This window comes from Mycoplana rhizolycopersici (assembly GCF_013378445.1).
Taxonomy (GTDB): domain Bacteria; phylum Pseudomonadota; class Alphaproteobacteria; order Rhizobiales; family Rhizobiaceae; genus Mycoplana; species Mycoplana rhizolycopersici.
In genome coordinates, this window is the sequence record NZ_JABXYK010000011.1 from 115,767 (window position 1) to 139,043 (window position 23,277).

General features: G+C 63.5%; 24 protein-coding genes. 16 read left to right on the forward strand and 8 right to left on the reverse strand.

The features are described from left to right. Positions 1–166: 166 nt before the first annotated feature. Entirely contained in the window at positions 167–865 is a 699-nt protein-coding gene (locus tag HV823_RS17970) for a corrinoid protein (RefSeq protein WP_176951116.1), read from the forward strand. Positions 866–933: 68 nt separating this feature from the next. Here HV823_RS17970 and HV823_RS17975 read toward each other — a convergent pair whose 3' ends face one another. Continuing rightward, positions 934–1,092 carry an entericidin domain-containing protein gene (locus HV823_RS17975; protein WP_176951117.1) on the reverse strand — a complete coding sequence of 53 codons (159 nt, stop codon included), beginning with the start codon at positions 1,090–1,092 and terminating at the stop codon, positions 934–936. Positions 1,093–1,109: 17 nt separating this feature from the next. Here HV823_RS17975 and HV823_RS17980 point away from each other — a divergent pair, with 17 nt between their 5' ends. The 10 genes from HV823_RS17980 to HV823_RS18025 all read left to right on the forward strand — a co-directional run bounded on the left by HV823_RS17980 (position 1,110) and on the right by HV823_RS18025 (position 11,969). After that, the gene (locus HV823_RS17980; RefSeq protein WP_176951118.1) at positions 1,110–1,748 is read left to right on the forward strand and encodes a DUF1638 domain-containing protein; all 639 of its coding nucleotides are present in this window, start codon (positions 1,110–1,112) and stop codon (positions 1,746–1,748) included. Positions 1,749–1,866: 118 nt separating this feature from the next. Then, on the forward strand, positions 1,867–2,724 hold the full coding sequence (locus HV823_RS17985; RefSeq protein WP_176951119.1) for a formyl transferase: 858 nt from the start codon (positions 1,867–1,869) through the stop codon (positions 2,722–2,724). A gap of 158 nt (positions 2,725–2,882) precedes the next feature. Further along, on the forward strand, positions 2,883–3,185 hold the full coding sequence (locus HV823_RS17990) for a virulence factor (protein ID WP_176951120.1): 303 nt from the start codon (positions 2,883–2,885) through the stop codon (positions 3,183–3,185). After that, entirely contained in the window at positions 3,178–3,750 is a 573-nt protein-coding gene (locus HV823_RS17995; RefSeq protein WP_176951121.1) for a methylenetetrahydrofolate reductase C-terminal domain-containing protein, read from the forward strand. The genes HV823_RS17990 and HV823_RS17995 overlap by 8 nt, the downstream gene beginning before the upstream one ends. A 3-nt stretch (positions 3,751–3,753) precedes the next feature. Further along, a complete protein-coding gene (locus HV823_RS18000) occupies positions 3,754–4,848 on the forward strand; it encodes a methylenetetrahydrofolate reductase (RefSeq protein WP_176951122.1) in 1,095 nt (364 codons plus the stop codon). A gap of 81 nt (positions 4,849–4,929) precedes the next feature. Beyond that, positions 4,930–5,895 (forward strand): methyltetrahydrofolate cobalamin methyltransferase, encoded by a 966-nt coding sequence (locus HV823_RS18005; RefSeq protein WP_176951123.1) that lies wholly within the window; start codon positions 4,930–4,932, stop codon positions 5,893–5,895. 4 nt (positions 5,896–5,899) lie between these two features. After that, positions 5,900–6,247, forward strand: coding sequence for a hypothetical protein (locus HV823_RS18010; protein ID WP_176951124.1), 348 nt, complete (start codon positions 5,900–5,902; stop codon positions 6,245–6,247). Between the two features lie 176 nt (positions 6,248–6,423). Beyond that, the gene (locus HV823_RS18015; protein ID WP_176951125.1) at positions 6,424–8,499 is read left to right on the forward strand and encodes an ASKHA domain-containing protein; all 2,076 of its coding nucleotides are present in this window, start codon (positions 6,424–6,426) and stop codon (positions 8,497–8,499) included. Positions 8,500–8,690: 191 nt separating this feature from the next. Beyond that, the gene (locus HV823_RS18020) at positions 8,691–11,447 is read left to right on the forward strand and encodes a cation-transporting P-type ATPase (protein WP_176951126.1); all 2,757 of its coding nucleotides are present in this window, start codon (positions 8,691–8,693) and stop codon (positions 11,445–11,447) included. A 123-nt stretch (positions 11,448–11,570) separates the two neighbouring features. Then, entirely contained in the window at positions 11,571–11,969 is a 399-nt protein-coding gene (locus tag HV823_RS18025) for a hypothetical protein (protein WP_176951127.1), read from the forward strand. Between the two features lie 51 nt (positions 11,970–12,020). Here the strand turns inward: HV823_RS18025 and HV823_RS18030 are convergent, their stop codons facing one another. Further along, positions 12,021–12,938, reverse strand: a complete 918-nt coding sequence (locus HV823_RS18030; protein WP_176951128.1) for a LysR family transcriptional regulator — start codon at positions 12,936–12,938, stop codon at positions 12,021–12,023. 116 nt (positions 12,939–13,054) lie between these two features. Between HV823_RS18030 and HV823_RS18035 the strand changes: the two genes are divergently transcribed. Continuing rightward, complete coding sequence (locus HV823_RS18035) at positions 13,055–13,261, forward strand: hypothetical protein (RefSeq protein ID WP_176951129.1); 207 nt, start codon at positions 13,055–13,057, stop codon at positions 13,259–13,261. A gap of 106 nt (positions 13,262–13,367) precedes the next feature. After that, the gene (locus tag HV823_RS18040) at positions 13,368–13,592 is read left to right on the forward strand and encodes a hypothetical protein (RefSeq protein ID WP_246301623.1); all 225 of its coding nucleotides are present in this window, start codon (positions 13,368–13,370) and stop codon (positions 13,590–13,592) included. 149 nt (positions 13,593–13,741) lie between these two features. Here HV823_RS18040 and HV823_RS18045 read toward each other — a convergent pair whose 3' ends face one another. After that, positions 13,742–14,356 (reverse strand): GNAT family N-acetyltransferase, encoded by a 615-nt coding sequence (locus HV823_RS18045; RefSeq protein WP_246301625.1) that lies wholly within the window; start codon positions 14,354–14,356, stop codon positions 13,742–13,744. A 273-nt stretch (positions 14,357–14,629) separates the two neighbouring features. Between HV823_RS18045 and HV823_RS18050 the strand changes: the two genes are divergently transcribed. Then, positions 14,630–15,643: a GlxA family transcriptional regulator gene (locus tag HV823_RS18050; protein ID WP_097141066.1), complete on the forward strand. Its 1,014-nt coding sequence runs from the start codon at positions 14,630–14,632 to the stop codon at positions 15,641–15,643. Between the two features lie 112 nt (positions 15,644–15,755). Here the strand turns inward: HV823_RS18050 and HV823_RS18055 are convergent, their stop codons facing one another. From HV823_RS18055 to HV823_RS18075, 5 genes are all read right to left on the reverse strand, one after another. Beyond that, on the reverse strand, positions 15,756–17,102 hold the full coding sequence (locus tag HV823_RS18055) for a sensor domain-containing diguanylate cyclase (RefSeq protein ID WP_343051903.1): 1,347 nt from the start codon (positions 17,100–17,102) through the stop codon (positions 15,756–15,758). A 130-nt stretch (positions 17,103–17,232) separates the two neighbouring features. Then, the gene (locus HV823_RS18060) at positions 17,233–18,060 is read right to left on the reverse strand and encodes a response regulator (RefSeq protein WP_176951130.1); all 828 of its coding nucleotides are present in this window, start codon (positions 18,058–18,060) and stop codon (positions 17,233–17,235) included. Positions 18,061–18,348: 288 nt separating this feature from the next. Then, entirely contained in the window at positions 18,349–18,612 is a 264-nt protein-coding gene (locus tag HV823_RS18065; RefSeq protein ID WP_176951131.1) for a hypothetical protein, read from the reverse strand. Between the two features lie 125 nt (positions 18,613–18,737). Further along, positions 18,738–21,239, reverse strand: a complete 2,502-nt coding sequence (locus HV823_RS27080; protein WP_176951132.1) for a DUF3772 domain-containing protein — start codon at positions 21,237–21,239, stop codon at positions 18,738–18,740. Between the two features lie 154 nt (positions 21,240–21,393). Beyond that, positions 21,394–21,954: a DUF924 family protein gene (locus HV823_RS18075; RefSeq protein ID WP_176951133.1), complete on the reverse strand. Its 561-nt coding sequence runs from the start codon at positions 21,952–21,954 to the stop codon at positions 21,394–21,396. Between the two features lie 155 nt (positions 21,955–22,109). On the opposite strand from HV823_RS18075, the gene HV823_RS18080 reads away from it, so the two are divergent. Beyond that, positions 22,110–22,595, forward strand: a complete 486-nt coding sequence (locus HV823_RS18080) for a hypothetical protein (protein ID WP_176951134.1) — start codon at positions 22,110–22,112, stop codon at positions 22,593–22,595. 90 nt (positions 22,596–22,685) lie between these two features. Further along, positions 22,686–23,114, forward strand: coding sequence for an OsmC family protein (locus HV823_RS18085; RefSeq protein WP_176951135.1), 429 nt, complete (start codon positions 22,686–22,688; stop codon positions 23,112–23,114). Positions 23,115–23,277 lie beyond the last annotated feature (163 nt).

Consider the following 23,277-nt stretch of genomic DNA (forward strand, 5'->3'; position numbering starts at 1 on the left):
TTTGCCCTGTCAATCCCGCGCCCGACCCGCTACGATAAACGTGTTTGCGCCGTCGCTTTTTGCTCTGCGCGACGTCGCTTTCGAAATCAGATTTTAAGGCCAACGCAGCTAACACTTGAATGCCCGGCCATTTGCCTGCCGTGCCAATGGAGACGAGGAGACACCTATGGCAGACGACGAAATCATTCTCGCCGACCTCTCCGACGAAGAGCTCGTGCAGCAGATGCACGACGATCTCTACGACGGCCTGAAGGAGGAGATCGAGGAAGCGACGAACATCCTGCTCGCACGCGGCTGGACGCCCTACGACATTCTCACCCAGGCGCTGGTCGAAGGCATGCGCATCGTCGGCATCGATTTCCGCGACGGCATCCTCTTCGTCCCCGAGGTGCTTCTCTCCGCCAACGCGATGAAGGCAGGCATGTTCATCCTGCGTCCGCTTTTGGCCGAGACCGGCGCGCCGAAGCTCGGCAAGATGGTGATCGGCACGGTCAAGGGCGACATCCACGACATCGGCAAGAACCTCGTCGGCATGATGATGGAAGGTGCGGGCTTCGACGTCGTCGACCTCGGCATCAACAACCCGGTCGAAAACTACCTGGAAGCCATCGAGCGCGAGCAGCCGGATATTCTCGGCATGTCGGCGCTTCTGACCACGACCATGCCCTACATGAAGGTCGTGATCGATACGCTGAAGGAAAAGGGCCTGCGCGACGACTACGTCGTTCTCGTCGGCGGCGCGCCGCTGAACGAGGAGTTCGGCAAGGCCGTCGGCGCCGACGCCTACTGCCGCGATGCCGCAGTCGCCGTCGAAACGGCCAAGGACTTCATGAAGCGCAAGCACAACATGCTGGCCGGCGCCTAAGGGCAAAGCCGAGACGAAAAGGCGGCGTCCGCTTGTACAGACGCCGCCCGCATCTCATATCAGACTGGTCAATTGGCCGCGCGGGCTACCCTCTTGCCGGCATCTTCGGTGGCATTGACGGTATTGGCCGCGTCCTGCCCCATACCGCGAATGGTGTTGCCGCAGGCGGTGAGTGTGGCGAGAGCTGCGAGTACGAGGCTGATCTTGGACAGGGTCTTGATTGTCATGGCCGGAGTTCCTCTCGATGGATGCCAACATAAATGAAGTATGGAACGAAAATTCCCTGCTTCAACGCGCGAAAGAGGAAAAAGTTCGCGTAATCGCATGCGGCGCCATCGCGCGCGAGGTTATCGCCGTCTGCAAGGCCAATCGCCTCGAACACATCGACCTGCAGTGTCTTCCCGCCATCTGGCATGCCTATCCCGAAAAGATCGCTCCCGGCATCGAAAAAGCGATCGCGGAAGCTCGCGCCGAAGGCATCGCCCGCATCTTCGTCGGCTATGCCGATTGCGGCACCGGCGGCGAACTGGACAAGGTCTGCGCGCGCGAAGGCGTCGCCCGCATCAAAGGTCCGCACTGTTACTCCTTCTTTTCCGGCAATGTGAAGTTTTCCGAGAACGACGACGACGTCACGTCGTTCTTCCTGACCGACTTCCTCGCCCGGCAGTTCGAAGCATTCGTCGTCGAGCCGCTCGGCCTCGACAGGCACCCGCAGTTGCTTCCCATGTATTTCGGCAACTACCGAAAGCTGGTCTACCTGTCGCAACTGGAAGACGAAGAACTGCAGGCCAAGGCAAAAAAAGCCGCGCGATATCTGGGACTTGAATACGAGTATCGATTTACCGGCTACGGCGACCTTACTTCTGCCCTCACTGGCATCTAGGCAGCGATAACGCCAGGGCGCACAATTCGCCTTGCAACGAAAGCGACATTCTCCTTAAGTTTGGATCTAACCCGCGCTCTCCACGCGGGCGAAGCAACAGGGCCTGCCAGTGACGGACATGACCATCAATGAAAAGCGGGCGGAACCGCTGACCAATGCTGAACGCGACGAACTGATCTCTTCGCCCCCTCTGGTATTTTCCGAGGTAGCCGGGCCGCGCGTCGTCGTGCTGACGCAGGGCGGGCCGAACCCGGAAATTCTCATCAACACGCTCAAGCGCCACTTCTCCAATCTCGTCGTCATCGAAGAGCAGCCCGAACCGAAGAAGCAGATGCTGCGCCAGAAGGCGCGCCGCTTCGGCTGGGGAACAGCGCTGGGACAGGTCGCCACCATGGCGGTGTCGAAGTTCGGCAAGCCGCTGGCCCGCCGCCGCGCAAACGAGATCGTCCGCCAGTTCCATGTCGACACCCAGGCTGATCCGACCCTCAGGCGCATTTCGATCGACAGCGCCAACGGCACGGAGTTCCGGCGCCTGATCGGCGAACTGAAGCCGGCCGTCCTCTTTCTGGTGAGCTGCCGCATGCTCAAGCCGGCAACGCTCGAAGCGGTCAATTGCCCAGTGCTGAACTTCCACGCCGGCATTAACCCGCAGTATCGCGGCCAGCAGGGCGGCTACTGGGCGCGGGTCATGCGCGACGAGCGCAACTTCGGCGCGACCGTGCATCTCGTCGATGCCGGCGTCGACACCGGTGGGGTGATCTACCAGGTGCGTGTCACCCCGTCGCGCAAGGACTCGATGCACACCTACCCGCTGCTGCTGACGGCCGCTGGCACCAATATCGCCGTCCGCGCGGTCGGTGCGGCACTTTCCGGCAAGCTTTCCCCGCAGAAGATGACGAAGAAGCCGTCCCGCCAGTGGTATCACCCGACGGTATGGAAATGGCTGTGGATCGGCGTGTCGCGCGGCATCTGGTAAGCTCCCGCACCCTCCGGTGGACAGTCTGTTCGTCGCCCTTGCGGGCGCCGCAGCTGCGCGGTCAAATCCGACGTCGCTTTTGAGCGATGCCCGGTCGTGGCGAGCGCAGCCACGGCGCGGCGCAGCAAGCATTGTCGGGGCCGAGGAGAACTATCACCATGGCAGACCGCATCATCGTCTATTGGCGTGACATCCCCGCCCAGGTCATCATCAAGCAGGGCCGCAAGACGGCCAAGCGCGAACTGTCGCTACGCTTCACCGAGGCGATCGACATGTGCGCCATGCGCACCGGTGCTGCCGAGACCGACGACTACCTCGCCGAGTGGCGCAAGGCCGACCCCCTGCCCGTTTCCGACGACCTGGAGGCAGAAGCCGACAAGGCGGCGGCGGAGCTCGAGGCGGCCTACGACCGCGACCGGCTGGTGGCGCTCGTCAAGGCCGGGGGCCGCGACGATGGCTGACCCAAAGCCCGGCAACGCTGCGCCCGCGAAAAAGGCTGCGACCGGCGCCTACACGCCCGCCGGCGTCTCGCCGAACCGCCGCGCCCGCCACAAATACACCGTCCGCCTGTGGGCAGTCCGTCATTCGCGCTTCTTCGAGTGGTTCTACAATCGCTTCGCCGCGGCCTTTCTGCTGCTGCACCCGGTCTGGAAGCTGTTCGGCTACGAGCGGGTGGAGCGCCCGATCACCTTCGTCGAGCGCCACGTGAAAGGCTTCCTGTTCGACTGTCGCATGTGCGGCCAGTGCGCGCTGTCGTCGACGGGCATGTCGTGCCCGATGAACTGTCCCAAGCAACTGCGCAACGGCCCCTGCGGCGGCGTGCGCGCCAATGGCAATTGCGAGGTGGAACCGGACATGCCCTGCGTCTGGGTTCAGGCCTGGAAGGGTTCGCAGAATATGGTGAACGGAAATGCGATCATGAACGTGCAGAAGCCGGTCAACCAGTCGCTACGCGAGACATCCTCCTGGCTGCGCGTGACCGCCGAGGCTGCGGCCGCGCGCGAGACGGCAGGAAGGGACGCCTGAACCATGGCCCATTTCGACGAAAACCCGCTCGGGCCCCACCTGCCGCTCGATCCCCTGCCCGGCCATTCCTCGCTCGGCCGGCTGGAGCGCGTCCTGCGCCGCGGCGAGTTCGCCGTCACCGCCGAACTGAACCCGCCAGACAGCGCCAACCCCGAAGACGTCTACGAGCGCGCGGCGATCTTCGACGGATGGGTGGACGGCATCAATGCGGTCGATGCCTCGGGCGCCAACTGCCACATGTCCTCGGTCGGCATCTGCGCGCTTCTGACCCGCATGGGCTATGCGCCCATCATGCAGATCGCCTGCCGCGACAAGAACCGCATCGCGATCCAGGGCGACGTGCTGGGCGCGGCCGCCATGGGCGTCTGCAACATCATGTGCCTGACCGGCGACGGCGTGCAGGCTGGCGACCAGCCAGGTGCAAAACCCGTCTTCGACCTCGACTGCATGTCGCTGCTGGAGACGGTCCGCATCATGCGCGACAATGCGAAATTTCTCTCCGGCCGCAAGCTGACGACGCCGCCGAAAGTGTTCCTGGGTGCTGCGATCAACCCCTTCGCGCCGCCCTACGACTTCCGCCCCTACCGGCTTGCCAAGAAGATCGAGGCAGGCGCCCAGTTCGTCCAGAGCCAGTATTGCTTCGACGTGCCGATGTTCAGGGAATACATGAAGAAGGTCCGCGACCTCGGCCTGCACGAGAAATGCTACATTCTCGTCGGCGTCGGCCCGATGGCGTCGGCCAAGACGGCAAAATGGATCCGCTCCAACGTGCCGGGCATCCACATTCCCGACCAGATCATCGCCCGCCTCGAGGGCGCGCAGGACCAGAAGAAGGAAGGCAAGCAGCTCTGCATCGACATCATCAACGAGGTGAAGGAGATCGAGGGCGTGTCCGGCATCCACGTGATGGCCTATCGCCAGGAAGAGTATGTCGCCGAGATCGTCCATGAATCCGGCGTGCTGAAGGGCCGCAAGCCCTGGACGCGCGAGCCAAACCCGGTGGACAGCCTCGTTGCCGAGCGCCTGGAGGAAGCGCGCGCCGGCAAGGAGCAGAACCAACAGGAAATGGCAGAGATCGCCGCCCATCACCCGCACTGATCCAGACGGACGCCGCCCCGGCAGCCGCCTTGTAACCCGATATCCCGCGCGCTAGTGTCGCGCCCGACCAGAGGAAACTTCATGACCCGCACCATCGTCGCCTCCGCCACCCGCGAGATCGTCATCGGCTTCGACCAGCCCTTCTGCGTCATCGGCGAGCGGATCAACCCGACGGGCCGCAAGAAGCTGGCCGCAGAGATGATCGAGGGCAATTTCGACACCGTCATCAAGGACGCGCTGGAGCAGGTCGCCGCCGGCGCCACCATGCTCGACGTCAATGCGGGCGTGACCTCGGTCAACCCGAACGAGACCGAGCCGGGGCTGCTCGTCAAGACGCTGGAGATCGTGCAGGGCCTGGTCGATGTGCCGCTGTCGATCGACAGCTCCGTCACCGCCGCGATCGAGGCCGGCCTCAAGGTCGCCAAGGGCCGCCCGCTGGTCAACTCGGTTACCGGCGAGGAGGAGAAACTGGAGGCCATCCTGCCGCTGGTGAAGAAGTACAACGTGCCCGTCGTCGCAATTTCCAACGACGAGAGCGGGATTTCGATGGACCCGGACGTCCGCTTCGCCGTTGCCAAGAAGATCGTCGAGCGCGCCATGGACCATGGCATCAAGCCAGAGGATGTGGTGGTCGACCCGCTCGTCATGCCGATCGGTGCGCTGGGCGATGCCGGCCGGCAGGTCTTCGCGCTGCTGCGCCGCCTGCGCGAGGAACTGAAGGTCAACACCACCTGCGGCCTCTCCAACATCTCCTTCGGCCTGCCCCACCGCCACGGCATCAATGCCGGCTTCATCCCCATGGTGATCGGCGCCGGCATGACGAGCGCGATCATGAACCCCTGCCGCCCGCAGGAAATGGAAGCCGTGCGTGCCGCAAACGTCCTCAACGGCACCGATGCCAACTGCACCAACTGGATCATGACCTATCGCGACCACAAACCGGCCGAAGCCGGTGCAGCAACCGCAGCAGCCCCTGCTCCCACCGCTGGTGGCGGGCGCCGTGGCGGCCGTGCGGCCCGCGCCGGCGCTGGCGCTTCGAGGGAGTAAGCCCATGACCCCGCGCCGCCTTCGCAAGGATGCTTCCACACTCTGGTTCCAGGCGCCGTTCGTCATGGCGATGCGGATCCACGAGATGCAGATGGCGGCGCTGACCGGCAAGTCGCAGGATACGGCGGAAATGAACCGCATGGTGACGGAAAAGGTGATGGCCACCGCTGAGAGTGCCGTGGCCGTCAACATGGCGATCTCGCGCGCGGCCTTCGGTGCGGCGATGCAGATGATGGCCGGCGGGCGCCCGTCCGCCCAGAAGGCCGGCGAAGCGATCGCCGCAGCCGCCGTCAAGCCCTACGGAAAACGCGTGCGTAGCAACGTCCGGCGCCTGTCGCGCAAGAAGACCTGACATCACCGATCCCGAGACCTGCAGCTTCCCTGGAGCAGGTTCTCCGGAAGAATGATGCTGGCAGATCTTTCCATGTCGGGATTTGACAATTATCACGCGATTTTAAGGTGCAGTCTGGCACCAAGGCGGGACACGTCGGCCGTTTGAGCCGCGCGCCCGGGAGGAAGACGAGAGCGATGCGCATCGAAGGCACGTCCGACAACGAGAGCAATATGAGCGAAGCTGCGCAAACCGATCCCCTTGTGCTGTTCATGCCGTCGGGCAAGCGCGGCCGCTTCCCGGTCGGCACGCCCGTTCTCGACGCCGCCCGTAAACTGGGCGTCTATGTCGAGAGCGTCTGCGGTGGCCGCGCCACCTGCGGGCGCTGTCAGATCGAGGTTCAGGAAGGCAGCTTCGCCAAGCACAAGATCGTCTCCTCGCTGGCGCATATCTCGGAAAAGGGCCCGAAGGAGGAGCGCTACGAGAAGGTGCGCGGCCTGCCCGAAGGGCGCCGCCTCTCCTGTTCGGCCCTCATCCTCGGCGACCTCGTCGTCGACGTGCCGCAGGACACCGTCGTCAACGCGCAGGTCGTGCGCAAGGCCGCCAGCGACCGCGTCATCGAGCGCAATGCCGCCGTCCAGCTCTGCTATGTCGAAGTGGACGAGCCGGACATGCACAAGCCGCTAGGCGATCTCGACCGGCTCAAGGTCATGCTGGAGAAGGACTGGGGCTGGAAGGACCTTTTGATCGCCCCCTACCTGATCCCGCAGGTGCAGCAGATCTTGCGCAAGGGCAACTGGGGCGTGACCGCCGCGATCCACCGCGACATGGATTCCTCGCGCCCCTTCATCATCGGCCTGTGGCCGGGATTGAAAAACGAGGCCTACGGGATCGCCTGCGACATCGGTTCGACGACGATCGCGATGCACCTCGTCTCGCTTCTGTCCGGCCGCATCGTCGCCTCGTCCGGCACGTCCAACCCACAGATCCGCTTCGGCGAGGACCTGATGAGCCGAGTCTCCTACGTCATGATGAACCCCGACGGCCGGGAAGCCATGACCAAGGCGGTGCGCGAGGCGGTGAACGGCCTGATCGGCAAGGTCTGCGAAGAAGGCGGCGTCGATCGCCACGACGTCCTCGACATGGTGTTCGTCGCCAACCCGATCATGCACCACCTGTTCCTCGGCATCGACCCGACCGAACTCGGCCAGGCGCCGTTCGCACTCGCCGTCTCCGGCGCCCTGCAGTACTGGGCGAACGACATAGACATCGACGTCAACCGCGGCGGCCGCGTCTATCTGCTCCCCTGCATCGCCGGCCATGTCGGCGCGGACGCGGCCGGCGCAACGCTTTCCGAAGGGCCCTACCGGCAGGACCAGATGATGCTGCTCGTCGACGTCGGCACCAATGCCGAGATCGTGCTCGGCAACAAGGCACGCGTCGTCGCCGCCTCCTCGCCCACCGGCCCCGCCTTCGAGGGCGCGGAGATCTCGTCGGGCCAGCGCGCCGCCCCCGGCGCGATCGAACGCGTGCGTATCGACCCCGAGACGCTGGAGCCGCGCTTCCGCGTCATCGGCGTCGAGCAATGGTCGAACGAGGAAGGCTTTGCCGAAGAGGCCGCAAAGGTCGGCGTCACCGGCATCTGCGGCTCGGCGATCATCGAGGTGGTGGCCGAGATGTATCTCTCCGGTATCATCTCGGAGGACGGCGTCGTCGATGGCGCGATGGCGGCGAAGAGCCCGCGCATTATCCCGAATGGCCGCACCTTCTCCTACCTGCTGCACGATGGCGAACAGCGCATTACCGTGACGCAGAACGACATCCGCGCCATCCAGCTCGCCAAGGCCGCCCTTTACGCCGGCATCAAGCTGCTGATGGAGAAGCAGGGCGTCGACCATGTCGACACCATCCGCTTCGCCGGCGCCTTCGGCTCCTTCATCGATCCGAAATACGCCATGGTGCTGGGCCTGATCCCCGACTGCGACCTCTCCGAGGTCAAGGCGGTCGGCAACGCTGCGGGGACGGGCGCGCTGATGGCGCTTTTGAACCGCGGCCACCGCCGCGAGATCGAACAGGTGGTCGGCCGGATCGAAAAGATCGAGACGGCGCTGGAGGGCAATTTCCAACAGCTCTTCGTCGACGCCATGGCGATGCCGAACAAGGTCGACGCCTTTCCGAACCTCGCAACCGTCGTCACCCTACCCGAACGCAAGGTCGTCTCCGATGATGGCGGCGAAGGTGGCGGGCGCCGCAGGCGACGCAGCCGCGAATAGCAGCTTTCGCGCGGCGCAAATCCCTCGTTTCACCAAACCGTGATCGCAGGAGCGCGATCACGCAAGTGTTTGCGCCACGTCCTTGACGTGCGTCAACCGTCTTCCGCTACACTCGTGTTACGCGCCGAACCGTCGCTGCACTGCCGAAAGGACGCAGCCGATGGAAGCCTGCTGCACGGAGAAGAACCGGGATGAATCTTCGCACGGCCGCCGACGGCGGAATTCCAGCCACAGAAGAGAAGCAAACCGCATCGTGGCATGCGCTCTCGACCGCCGCTGTATTCGCCGAACTCAAAACGAGCGACGAAGGCCTCGATGCGCAGGAGGCCGGGCGGCGTCTTGAGCGCTACGGTCCGAACGAGCTGCCTGCCCCGCCACCGCGCCATCCGCTGCTGCGCTTCCTCGCCCAGTTCAACAACACGCTGATCTATTTCCTGCTTTCGGCCGCCGTGCTGGCGGCAGTCCTCGGCCATGTGATCGATGCCTGCGTCATCGTCGCCGTCGTTGTCGTCAACGCCCTGGTCGGTTTCATCCAGGAGGGGCGCGCCGAAGAGGCGCTTAACGCCATCCGCGACATGATCGCGCCGCATGCCCGCGTATTGCGCGCAGACCGCCAGCACGACATCGATGCGCGCGGTATCGTTCCCGGAGACGTCGTCATGCTGGAGGCCGGCGACATGGTGCCTGCCGATCTGCGCATCGTGCGTGCCCGCAATCTTCTGGCGAACGAAGCGATCCTGACGGGAGAATCGCTCCCCGCGGAAAAACACGAGCAGCCGGTCGCGCCCGAGGCGGCGCTGGGCGATCGCCACTGCATGCTCTTTTCCGGCACGCTGCTCGCCACCGGGCAGGCGACCGGCATTGCAGTTGCAACCGGCGCCGGAACGGAGATCGGCCGCATCTCCGCCCTGATCGGCGAAGTCCAGACGCTGGAAACCCCGCTCCTGCGGCAGATCAACCGGTTCGGACGGCTCTTCACCTATTTCGCGCTCGCAACCGCCGTGGCGCTGATGGGTTTCGCGATGCTGGTGCACGACTATCCGTGGGTCGATGCGCTGATGATCGTTGTCGCGCTCGCGGTCGGCGTCGTGCCCGAGGGCCTGCCGGCCGTGATCACCATCACCCTTGCGATCGGCGTCCAGCGCATGGCGCGGCGCAACGCCGTCGTGCGACGCCTGCCTGCCGTCGAAACGCTTGGTGCCGTCTCGGTCATCTGCTCCGACAAGACCGGGACCTTGACCAAGAACGAGATGACCGCCCGCACGATCGCAACCGCCGACCGTGAAACGCTGGTGACGGGCGCCGGCTACTCCCCGGACGGCCGCATCGAGACTTTCGAAGACGGCGCTGCTCCGGCAGAAACGCTTCTGGTTCGCACGGCCCTTCTCTGCAACGACGCCGAACTGGTCGAGGCGGCGGGACGCTGGAATGTCCTGGGCGACCCGATGGAAGGTGCGCTCGTCACGCTCGCCATGAAGGCCGGGCTTCACCCCGAAGCGGAGCGGGAACGCTTCGCCCGCATCGACGAAATCCCCTTCGACGCCCAGCATCGCTTCATGGCGACGCTCAACCGCGATCCAGAAGGCGGCGGCCGCATCTTCGTCAAGGGCGCGCCGGAACGCGTGCTTGCCATGTGCGCCGGCCAGATGTCCGGCCAGATATCCGGCCAGCATGTCGGCACCGATGCGGCCGTCGACGCTGAATACTGGCGCAAACGCATCGCGGCAGCAGCCGCCAACGGCGAGCGCGTGCTTGGCTTCGCCACGGCAAAGGCGCCCGCAACGCTGGAGCGGCTCGGCTTCGGCGACGTGGAGAGCCGGCTGACATTCCTCGGGATCGTCGGTTTCATCGATCCGCCGCGCGATACGGCCATCGCCGCCGTCGCCGACTGCCGTTCCGCCGGCATCGCGGTCAAGATGATCACCGGCGATCATATCGATACCGCCGTCGCGATCGCCCGTCAGTTGTCTATTGCGGATGATCCCAAGGCGATGACGGGCGCCGAGATCGACCGGATATCCGACCGCGAGCTCGGTGCCGTCGTGGAAGCAACGAACGTCTTCGCGCGCACAAGCCCCGAGCACAAGCTCAGGATCGTCCGTGCGTTGCAGCTAAACGGCCGTGTCGTGGCGATGACCGGCGACGGCGTCAACGACGCCCCCTCGCTGAAGCAGGCGGACGTCGGCATCGCCATGGGGCGCAAGGGCACGGAAGCCGCCAAGGAAGCCTCGCAGATGGTTCTGGTGGACGACAACTTCGCCTCCATCGTCGCCGCGGTGAACGAGGGCCGCACCGTCTTCGACAATATCCGCAAGGTGATCGCCTGGACGCTGCCGACCAACGGCGGCGAATCCTTCTGCGTCGTGCTCGCGATCGTCTTCGGGCTGGCGCTGCCGATGACGCCGGTGCAGATCCTGTGGATCAACATGATCCTGACTGTGACGCTGGGACTGGTGCTGGCCTTCGAGCCGGCGGAGCCCAACGTGATGCAGCGGCCCCCGCGCGAGCGCGATGCGCCGCTGGTCGGCACGTTCCTCGCCTGGCGGATTCTGTTCGTCTCCATCCTGTTCACGATCGGCGTCTTCGGCATCTATGATTATGCGATGCGCAGCGGCCTCGGCGAACAGGTGGCACGCACCATGGTCGTCAATACGCTCGTGGTGATGGAGATCTTCTATCTCTTCAATGTGCGCTACCTGCACATGACGTCGTTCAACCTCAGGGGCGTACTCGGCACGCCGGCCGTCCTGCTCGCCATCGCCGTCGTCGTGGCGGCCCAGTTCGCCTTCACCTATGCGCCCTTCATGCACGCGCTGTTCGACAGCGCGCCGGTGGCCTTCGCCGATGGCCTGATCATCGTCGCGATCGGCATCGTCCTGATGGGCATTCTGGAGGCGGAGAAGGCGTTGATGCGGCGCATCGGGTCGCTTCGCCCGGCGAATGGCTGACCGGGCCTGCACGGCGGAGCCTCCTTGCAGATCGGCTGGCGGGGCGGGTCAAAGCGTTGTAAGCCGGATCTATCGGTGAATTCACAGTCCCTGCCCCATCCCCGGCTTTCAGGAAGCAACCTCATGTTCCGCACCCGCCTCGCCGCCCTCGCCCTCCTGCTCCTGCCAGCCCTTCCGGCAGCTGCCGAAAACTACACCCCCGACAGCAACACCGCGCAGGCGATCACCGGGCGCATCGATCTGGACGATGCCGGCATTACCTTCGAGAACGGCAAGCACATGAAGTTCGGGGAGCGCGTCGCAGACACGTTGCTCTATTTCGACAAACCGGTCGCCGCCTCGGTCTACCGCATCGCCGAGCCGAGCGATCCGGTGCTCCTCAATGGCAACAGCTTCTGCGGACAACCGGTGACCTATGTCGCGACCTGGGCCGACGGCAAGGACAGGATCGTCATCGCCTTCACCGGCGCAGACGTTCCCAAGAGCGATGAAGGCATGTGCGCGCTGTACGTCTACCAGTAAATGCCGGCATGCCACGGCCCGAGGCGGCACGCCTTCGGGCCACAAGCCTCTTCAGCAGGCAACCTGCAGCATCTCCATCGGCCGGCGCTCCATGCGGGCGAAGGCGGCGCGGATATAGTCCGCGACGGCCAGCGCCGGCGCTTCAGCCTCGTCGGACACGACAAGACCGATGCGATAGTGGCCCAGATCCGGCAGGCCGTCCTTCTCTCCAAGCGCTACCATGTCGTCGCCGATGAGGAAGCGCGCAAGCGGCGCAACCGCAAGATCGGCGCGGATGGCAGCACGCTGCCCCATGTGATGGGCGCAGAAATAGGCGACGCGGAATTCCCGCCCTGATTTGGCAAGCTCTTCGAGCGCACGCGCCCGCCAGATGCACCCTTCCTCCCACACGGAAACGGGCAGCGGGCTCTTCAGGTGTGCACTGCCGCAGTTCTTTCCGGCCCAGACGAGCTGCTCCTTCATAAGCACCTCGCCGGGCACCGGGATGGAACCGTCCGGAGAGTTGAAGATCGCCAGATCCAGCCGCCGCTCGGCGACGGCGCGCCGCAAGCTCGAGCTCGTCTCGATCGACACGTTGACGGCAATCGACGGAAAGGTCTCCGCGAACCGGCGCAGAACTTCCGGCAGGATCAGTTCGCCCACGTCGTCGGGTGCACCGAGCCGCACCACGCCGTTCATTTCCGGCATCATGAAACGCGATACCGCCTCGTTGCTGAGGGACAAAAGCCGGCGCGCATATGACAGGAGCACCTCTCCGTGATGTGTCAGCGTCACCGAGCGGGCGTCGCGACGAAAGAGGCTGCAGCCCAGCATCTCCTCCAGCTTCTTGATCTGCATGGATACAGCGGAAGGCGTCCGATGGACGGTCTCCGCAGCCGTTGTGAAGTTGCCGGTTTCGGCGATGGCCACAAAGGTTCTGAGAATGTCCAGCTCCAGCAACGGCAGCGTCTGGCGCAGCATCAGGTTCATGGCTCTCTCCCTTTCAATTTATCTGATCGTAGAGATCATTTCATTTCGTTTGATTGAACACTCATTCGGCGCGATAGTCAATGCAACGAAACCCGACAAGGAAGAGGAAAGGTGTCATGAAAACCGATAAGTCGCATGCGAACGCCGTTCCGTTTGCAATTCGCGTCATTGGAAAGGGCTTCGCGCTCTCCATCCGGCAATTTCTCGATGCGCAGACTGCCCGCCGTCAGCGACGCCGCGCGCAGCGGGAACTCGAAGCACTCCCCCCGGAGCTGCAGCGTGACGTCGGCTGGGAAGGTCGCTTTTTACATGACAAACGTTGATACCAGACATCAAATATATTCGATTGATTGATGAATGGGGCCGCGGCATGATCACAATCAAGGTCGCGACCTTTCGAAACTCCCAAGCTCGAAAGGAACCTGAACTATGAACATCTTGACATCACATTCGCTCCACGGGCCGATAGGCTCGGGCAGCTACCGCTATTCGGCTTCCGTCCGCAGCTTTGCCGGCCGGCTGGTCCAGGCATGGCGCCATCACCGGGCGGAACTTGAACTCGAGAGCCTGCCGTTCGACGTCCGCAAGGACATCGGCTTTCCGTCAACCGAACTGGGCTCGGACCTGAATGCGTTGCCCAGGAAGACACGATGATCACGGATTATCCGCAGCCTACTCCCAAGACGACCGTCTCGATTCGCCAGGCCTGAAATCGCTCGATGCGATCACCAGCCTGGCGATTTCCTTTGCAGTCATCTGAACACTATCAAAGGCCCTGAAAGCGCCGCCATGAGGTAGAAAGACTATCCCCGCAGGATCGGTATCTGCGGTGCCGCATGTTCCGGCAGCACGCCCGTCAGCCGCGGATCGTCGAAGACTTCGACCATGCGCTCAAAGGGCACGAAACCGGAGCGGATATAGAAGTCCAGTGCCTGCGGGCTGTCGAGGCTGCAGGTATGCACCCAGAAGCGCGAAATCGGCTTCGACCAGGCGTGTTCGATCGCCCGGTTCATCAGCCATCGGCCCACGCCCTGCCCGATCACGCTCTTGGTCAGGCCAAAGAATGCCAGCTCGCATTGGTCCTGTTCGCGGAAATCCAGTTCCAGGATGCCCTCCGCCCGCCCGCCCGACACGACGGCGTAGACCTCGACGCGGGTATCCTCGAGAATGGCCGCAAGAGCGTCGTCGCCAAGCGCCAGCCGCGAACCCCACAGCCAGTCGCCTCCCACGCGCAGGTAGAGATCGCGATACCAGTCGAGCCCGGGCGTTTCCTGACGTTCGAGCGTGACGGTCTCCGGCACCGGATCGCGTGCTGCCTTGACCGGCGCCCGCATTTCCAGGCAGGTCACCGCGGCCACCAGTTTCCCGGCCGGAACTTTCGTGTAGCCGTCGACAAGCATATGTCTCTCCCAGAACATTCAGATCGGTCCTACATAATCTGTCGGACGAGCCAATGGAACAGACCAAATCGATGGCACGCGATTTTCAAAAGACAGCGGTGCGGAAGCCGCTCAAGCGCTTAAATTCCGGGCGGTTGCATACAATTTGATGCATCGCGGCTTTGTGTTCGCGCAGCAATGGTCAAGCTCGCATCTTCACAGTCGCACCATTCCATGCAAATGTCGCAAACAGACAATCCAGATGGCGCGTCTTCATAAGACGCTTGGGAATAAAACCAGAGCGGAACTCCCATGACCAAGACAGCTGCAAAAAAGCGTTCGCTTGTGTTCTTCCTCGTGCCCAACTTCTCGATGCTGCCGTTCTCTGCAGCCATCGAGGCGCTGCGCATCGCCAACCGCATGCTCGGCTACGAAGCCTATAGCTGGCGTCTTGCGTCGACCGACGGCCAGCAGGTCGTCTCGTCGAGCGGCATCGGCCTGGAGGTCAATTCCTCGCTCGCCGACGAACGCAAGTATCTCGGCGGGGAAAGCCGCCCCTCGATGGTTCTCGTCTGTTCCGGCGTTTACGTCGAGGATTTCAGCAACAAATCCGTGAATGCCTGGCTGCGCGAAGCCTACAACCGCGGCGTCGCAATCGGTTCGCTCTGTACCGGCGCGCATGTGCTTGCGCAGGCAGGCCTGCTCAACGGCAAGCGCTGCGCCATCCACTGGGAGAACCTGCCCGGCTTCGCCGAAGCCTATCCGCAGGCCGAGGTCTACGCCGATCTCTATGAGATCGACAGCAACATCTACACCTGTGCCGGCGGCACCGCCTCGCTGGACATGATGCTGAACCTGATCGACCAGGATTTTGGCGAAACGCTCGTCAACAGCGTCTGCGAACAAGCCCTGACCGATCGCGTGCGCGGGCCGCATGACCGCCAGCGCTTGCCCCTGCGCGCCCGCCTCGGCGTGCAGAACTCAAAGGTTCTTTCCATCATCGAGCTGATGGAAAACAACCTTTCCGAACCGCTCTCGCTGCTGGAGATCGCCGATAGTGCGGACCTGTCGCGCCGCCAGATCGAACGCCTGTTCCGCCAGGAAATGGGACGCTCGCCGGCCCGGTACTATCTCGAGATCCGGCTCGATCGCGCGCGACATCTGCTGGTGCAGTCGTCGATGCCTGTCGTGGAAGTGGCCGTCGCCTGCGGCTTCGTCTCGGCCTCGCACTTTTCCAAGTGTTACCGCGAACTCTACAACCGTTCGCCCCAGCAGGAACGCGCCGATCGCAAGCTGATGGTGCCGGCTGCAGCCGCTGCTCGTTGAGGCCTGCGTCCGGCCGAAATCTGCCCGGCTTCTTGCAACATCGAAACGGCCCGCAGCATTCGCGCTGCGGGCAATTTTTCGAAGACGACTTGGCTGTTGCGGCGGGCGCCGTTCAGGAGGCGGCCGCCCGCCTGGCCGCAAGCGTCGCTTCGAGCGCCAGCACCGAGAAGACCCGGTTGCGGCCGCCATGCTTGGCCATGTAGAGGAACTGGTCGGCGGCGTTCAGGTGGTTGTCGAAGGCCTCCTCGCCCTCGATCGCCGCAACGCCGATCGATACGGTGATCGTCACCGGCTCCCCGTCCGCCTCGATCGGCGTGGCCGCCAGTTCCTTGCGCAGACCGTCGCAACAGGCCACAGCCGCGGCAAGATCGAGATCGACAAACAGCATGCCGAATTCCTCCCCGCCGAGCCGCGCCAGCAAATGGCGTCCGCCGAGCCGCGCCTTCAACTGGCGCGAGACGTCCTTCAGCACCATGTCGCCGACTTCGTGACCGTAGGTGTCGTTCAGGCGCTTGAAGTGATCGATGTCGAGGATCGCGATGGAAGCCTTTTCGCCGCGGCGTATGGCCTTGTCCACCAGGCGCTTGCCTGTCTCGAAGAAGTAGCGCCGGTTGTATACGTCGGTCAGATAGTCGCGCGACGCTGCCATACTCAGCGCCTGGATGCGCTTCTGGATCGCAGCCAGATGCAGCAGGCGCGACGTGAACTCGTCCGCGCAGAACGGCTTGCGGATGAATTCGTCCCCGCCGGCCTTCAGGAATCGCGGCGCCGTCATGTCGTCAGCCCTGCCTGACACGCCGATCACCCGAATGCCCATGTCCGTATACCGCCGGTGGATCTCGGCCAGCAACAGCAGTCCTTCGAAATCCGGGCAATCAAGATCCAGAAGGACCAGATCGATGTCGCGCTCGGCATCGAGGACGTCAAGCGCTTCGGTGCCGTCGACGGCCACGATTACTTCGAAGCGCTGCCGGCGCAGAAGGCCCTCCTCCTGCTCCAGGCAGCCCTGTGACGGCTTCACGATCAACGCCCTCGTCCGTTCGCTGGCAAGGATCCGGTCCACGCTGACGACGACCTGCTGGATGGCAGAGGGACTGTCCTTGACCACGTAGTCGAGCACGCCCTTGGCGAGTATCTTTTCCCGTGTCACGTCCCCGAAGGAACCGGTGAAGACGAGCGGGCGGATGTTATGGGTGAGAAGGAAATCGAGCGCCTCGCAGTCCGGCGCTCCAGGCAGGTTCAGGTCGACGATGGCAAGGCTGAACTCCACGTCCTGCTTTGCAACCACGGCGCAAAGGCTCTGCATGTCGGCGCAGTGGACGACACGCACACCGAGTTCGGATTCCAGCCGGAAGCGGATTGCGGTCGAGAACATCCGCGAATCTTCGACAAGAAGGACGGAGCGACCGCCATGGCGCAGGAACGCAACCTCGCGGTGCCGTTTCCGTTTCAATGCCACGCCCTCTCTCGTTCACATCGCTTTGTGCACATTACAACCACAGGGGTTTACCATGCCGTTAATTCCGCAAAACTATCTCACGTAACGTGAGAGCAGGCCTCGGGTTCGACGCACTGCGTGCTGGCAAGCCCTATGCTGCCCGGCGGGCATGAGCGATCCTGATCTGCGTCAGCGTGTCGAGGTTCTGGTTGACGCGGCAATAGAACTCCTCGTCGATGAAGGGGCGCAGGATGAAGTCGTTTCCGCCGGCCTTGAGGAAGCGGGCCGACAGCAGCCGATCAGTGGATGACGACACGCCGATGATGCGCAGTTGGTGCGATCCCATGAAGGAGCGAATGCGCCGGGTCAGCTCGAAGCCGTCGATGTCGGGCATGTTGTAGTCGGTAACCATCAGGCCGATATCCGGATTGGCCTGCAGGATGGTGAGCGCGGCTGCTCCGCTATCGGCAGTGCTGACCCGGAAGTTGTAACGCTTGAGGCGCGTGGTAAGCAGCGCTCTCGCCGTCGGGCTGTCATCGACGATCAGCACGTGATGATCGTGATTGGTGAGGAAGCGGCAGACGGATTCGGCCAGCATGTCGACCGCAAAAACGTTGTCCTTGATGATGTAGTCGACGATTTCCTTCGACAACAACTGGTCGCGGGTCTGTTGCTGGAAGGTGCCGGTGAACACGATCGTCGGTACGCTCAGGTCCACAAGGTAGTTCAGCGCCTCGCCCTTCTCCGCCCCCGGCAGGTTGATGTTGGATATGGCCAGCGTGATCGGCGTCGACGAACGCTCGTAGCTTTCCTCCAGCTCCAGAAAGTTGCGGCAGATCTCGACCTCGATGTCAAAAAGCTCCTTCAGCCGCATGCCGATCATGGAAGTGAAGACGTTCGAGTCCTCGACGAGCAGGATGCGATGATGGGAGAGCGACTCGCCGGAATACTGCATGCCGGAGATACCAATGAATGACATCGTGTGCCTTGTGATGTAACGGGTTTTCGCGCTGCCGCCGGTTCTGGCGTGGGTGGAAAGGCAGCACCGGACCTGTGCATGGTCCCGTCCGAAGGGATCTTCCACTCTTCGGGTAACAGGCGAACAACTAAGCGCAACGTTTTTGAGAAAGCGTTAAAGCGCGATCCCGACAACTACGCAAGTAATGGCACGCAAAGCACTTTCTCGCGCTACCGCGACCGGATCGGCGGCGCACGAAAAAGCGGCGCCGGGCAGAGCCTGCGCCGCCTTGCAAATCGGCTTCGTATTTTACTTGATGACCGCGGCGCCGCCGCTGATTTCCACCGTCTCATCACCGTGCAGCGCGACCCGGTCGCCATTCGGCAGGGTGACGAAGCAGCCGGACGGACACACCGTTTCGGTCTGCCCTGCGCCGACGGCGAGCTCGGAACGGCTGCCGTTCTCCACGATCGTCAGCACGACCGCTTCGGCATCGTTGTTGGTGATCGATGCTGCAAGAGCCGGTGCAGCGACCGCCGTCGACATAAGCAGCATTGCAAGCATACGCGTCATTTATACCCGGCGTCGAGCGCCGCCCCTGTTGCAAAACCCCAAGCCGACCGTAGCCGCACTTGGAAGGATTTGCATGTGTTTTATGCCCGCGATGCTGAATATGGCGTGAATGAGGCATTCAGCGTTCAGCCGGTTTCGTCCGCCCCCTCCTCCACCGGCCTCGGCGCCGGCTTGCGCGGTGCCTCCGTGGGAATGACGAGTCCGGCCTTGGCATTTTCGATCATCGCACTCAGCAGCCGGGCGCTTTCCGGGTCCATGGTAACCGGTACGGTCGGAGCGGCAGGCCCGGCGAGCGCGATTTCTTCCTCGCGCAGCCGTTCGAGGATTGCGGCCCGCATTTCCGTCTTCACCGTCCCCGCCGTCAGCACGTCAGCCACGAACGCCCTGACCTCGAAGTCGAGCGTTGCTGCCGAGAAATTCAGGAAGGTGACGGTGGGCTCCGGATTGCGCAGGACGGCCTGCTGCCCCGCCACGTCCAGCAGGATCTCGGTGACCCGGCGCGGATCGTTGCCGGAAAACACGCTGACCGGGATTTCGATCCGCCCGAGCTTGTTGCGGTGGGTCCAGTTCCCGACCTGGCCGTTGATCAGGACGGAGTTCGGCACGATGATCGTCTGCCGCTGGAAGGTCTCGATCTCGGTCGCACGCACGGAAATCCGCTTGACGAAGCCCTCGGTGGTCCCTGCCACGACCCAGTCGCCAACCTTGAACGGTCGCTCGGCCAGCAGGATCAGGCCGGAGACGAAATTGGAGACGATGTTCTGCAGGCCGAAACCGATACCCAATGAAAGAGCACCGGCGACGAGCGCGAGACTGGAAAGATTGATCCCCGCCGCCGATATGCCTATGAGCCCCGCCAGCCCGACGCCGGCATAGCCGACTGCGGTGCGCACCGAGTTGCGGACGCCGGGATCGACATGGCTGCGGACCATGATCGTGCCGTCCAGCCAGCGCTGGAACCAGCGCGTCACCACCAGCCCGACGACGAACAGCAGCAGGCCGGCTACAATTCCGACGATCGAGATGGAGATGCTGCCGATCCGGATCTCCGTGAAGATCCTGTATGCCCAGCTTTCGATATCGCCGATCTGGAAGCCCCATTGCAGCAGGATCGACGGCAGGCCGAGCAGGGCCACGATCATGTAGATGCCGAGGCTGGCGGCGAGGCCGGCCTGGTCGAGGACGACCTCGTTGAGCTGGTAGCGCTCGGCCAGCCGCTGGCCCAGATAGGTCTGCGCGAATGCCCCTTGCGCGCCGATCGCCCGGCCGGACAGGATGCCGATATACATCGTGACGAGGATGGCACCGGTGACGACGATCTGTGTGGCGATGAAGCGGGCAAGCCCCACATAGCCGATCACTGTCAGCGCGATCAGGCCGAAGCCGGTGAGCATCAGCACCATTGTCAGCGCGCGCGGCCACGGACGCCCCTCGCTCGCCGGATCGTCGCCGGCACGCAACATCGGCCGGATGAAGGAGATCCAGATAAGGATCAGGCCGATCACGATCGAGGCGATCATGCTCTTTGCAACCGTCAGCACCACGGCCGAGCCGAGCGCCACGCTCACCGCACCCAGGAAATAATCGAGCGCATTGGCGAGCGCCATCGCGAAGATCGACCGCTCGAGCCGCTGCGCACCTCGATTCGACACGCTCACAAGCCGCCAGGCGGGCCGCTTGGGCGCGAGCACGGCCCGCGACAGCGCCGAGACGAAATAGAGGCCGACGCACACGCCGAGCAGCGAAGACACCATCGGGGTGATGTCCGGGCGCAGCACGTTGAAGCTGAAAAGCAGCGAATAGCAGGCGAAGGCGAAGGCCCCCACGGCCAGCGTCGGTATGGTGATGGACCAGAACGCCACCATCAGCCGGGTGATGTAGTGCGGCTTCTCGATCAGCTTGTTGCGCTGGATGAAGGGCCCGGCCACACGATGGCCGATGGAATAGAGCAGCAGGCCGACCACCAGCGACAGCGCGACGGCCGCCAGCAGCGATTCGCGCTTGAAATTCCATACGAAACGGAACCAGCCACCAACCGTGCGATGCAGATCCGTCCCCTCGTTCGCACCGGCGGAAACCGCATCCTGAAACACCTCCGGGGTCACCTTCGTGCGTTCGAACAACGTCTCGGTAAAGAGCGTACGGCGCATTTCGGTGATCTGGTTGGCGAGCTGTGTCGCCTCGATGGACAGGGCCTCGGCATTGCCGATGATCGAATTGATCGCCGCGCGCTCGTCGGAGAGGCGCGCGCGCTCCTCCTTGATCATCTCCGATTCCGCCGGCTGGCCTTCTGCCGGCACGGGGCCGAGTTCGTCCTGGCGCGCCTTGATCTCGTTGAAGCGCTGGCGGGTCGAGACGGAGGCATCGAGCGCCCCGCGCCCGACCTGCTCGACCTGCTGCTTCAGTTCGGCAAGTTTCGGCTCGCTGCTACGAGCCTCCTCGATCTGCCGGCGCAAGGCTGCGAGCTGGTCGCGCGCCTTGTTCACCCGCTGGTTCGCATCGTTGATCGGATTGGACGCAACGGCGGACTGTACGCCGGCGGCGGGATCCTGCGCAAAAACCATCACCGGCAACAACAGCGGCATAAGGGCCAAAAGGGCAATGAAGGCGCTTTTGAATCTCGTCACGGAAAGTCCCTGTCAATTTGGCGCACAACGGATGATCGATAGAATCGCGTGCAATATCAATGAATGGCCGCCGGCCCGGCGGCAACAGCCGCGCAAGCGCGGGAATCGGCGCGGAAGCTATTGCGGGACCCGGGCGAAGTGAAGGCATGTCCGATCAGAATCCCGACCCCGGCAATGCCAGGTAATCGAGTTCGGCAGAAGTTGACTGGCGACCGAGCAGGCGATTGCGGTGCGGAAAACGGCCGAAGTCGCGAATTACCGCATGATGGCGCATCGCATAGTCCAGATATTCCCGGTTGCCCAGCCCCTTGAACAGCGCGACGGACGTATCCTGATCGGCGAGATCCTCCGAATGCTCGAAGGGCATGTAGAAGAAATGCCGGCGTCCGTGCGCGACCTTGACGTCAGCGCGCGCATCGATTGCCAACCGCGCCTCACGCAGGGCGATCCAATCGGTGGCGAAAGCCAGAGGCGTTCCGCGATACATGTTGCGCGGGAACTGGTCGAGAACGATGACGGCCGCCAGGCGCGCATCCGGCGTCTCCCGCCACGTCTCGGGGACATGCCGCGCCAGCGCCAGATGCGTTGCCGCATAGCGCTCGCGGATATGCGCGTCCAACTGCGGCGGCGGCGTGAACCAATGTTCCGGCGACAGCATCTCGCACCAGAAATCGACCACTTCCATCGGTTCAGCAACATCGCCGTCGGCACGCATACTCTCTCCTCCCGAGACTTTCATTCCTTGCGCCCCCCTTCGACGGTTTCCGACCCGCGAAGAATAGCGCGGAATCGGTGGCCGGCGAAATTTACAAACGCTTCGGGACAACGTCTAATGCACGCGCCATATACTCCAGGATGGGGACTATCGACATGATACTTGGCATGGCACCTTTCACCCTCTTTCACGTTCTTCTCAGCCTCGTCGGCATCGTCAGCGGGCTCGTTGCACTGCGCGGCTGGCTGGCCTCCGACCTCAGCCCGGGCTGGACGGCGACCTTTCTCGCCACCACCCTTGGCACGACGATCACAGGCTTTCTCTTTCCCATAACGGCGTTTACGCCGGCGATCGGCGTCGGCATCATCACGACGGCATTCCTGCTGGGCGCGATCGCAGCGCTCTACCTCTTCCGGCTTTCGGGCCGCTGGCGGGCGACCTTTCTCGTCTGTTCGATCGTTTCGCTCTACTTCAACGTGTTTGTCCTCGTGGTTCAGGCCTTCCTCAAGGTCGACGCCCTCAATGCGCTGGCGCCGAACGGCAACGAGCCCCCCTTCGCGATTGCGCAAGGCATCGTTCTCGTGGCATTCGTCACCGCAGGATACCTCTGTCTTCGCCGCTTCCGAACGGCATCGGCCTGACGACTGGCGGATAAATGCCAGACCGCATGGGCCTTGGCGCCGGGGGAGCGCGAACGGGGGCGCGGAAATCTGGGCGCGGAGCACGGCGGGATGGCTGAAGCAAGAATGAGGGAACGCACGACCGGCGCCACGGCGACGATCGGGCGCACCGGTTTTCCGGCAATCCGCTCCAGAACCGGCGGGACGCTTGACATCGTGACCGGTGCCAATCAGGCAGGCTTCAACCCGCTCGACCTGCTCTACGCCTCGCTGTCCGCCTGCCTTGCGATGAGCGCACGGTATGTGGCCAACCGGATCGGCGTTCTCGACAGGCTGACGACGATCGAGGTCACCGTGACCGGCGAGAAGGCCGAGGCCGGCCTTGCACGCGTTCAGACGTTCGATATCGCCTTCGTCATCGGTGGCAGCATCGACGCGGAGACGAGACGGGCCATCGTCCGTGCCGCCGAAGACGAGATCTGCACCGTCAGCAACACCATCCGCGGCAACCCGCAGTTTCGGACCACGATTTCCGATTGACCGCAGCCGATCGGACGACGGTGCCGCCTGGGCGGCAGGGCTGTTGCGCCGGGCGGGTGCCCGAAAGCGCAACCGGACGTTTATCAAAGCGCAAATCCGATTGCCGCGCCTTCGAAATCGTGTAACCATCAGCAGGTTAGCGCACCGAACTCGACCGGCTGCG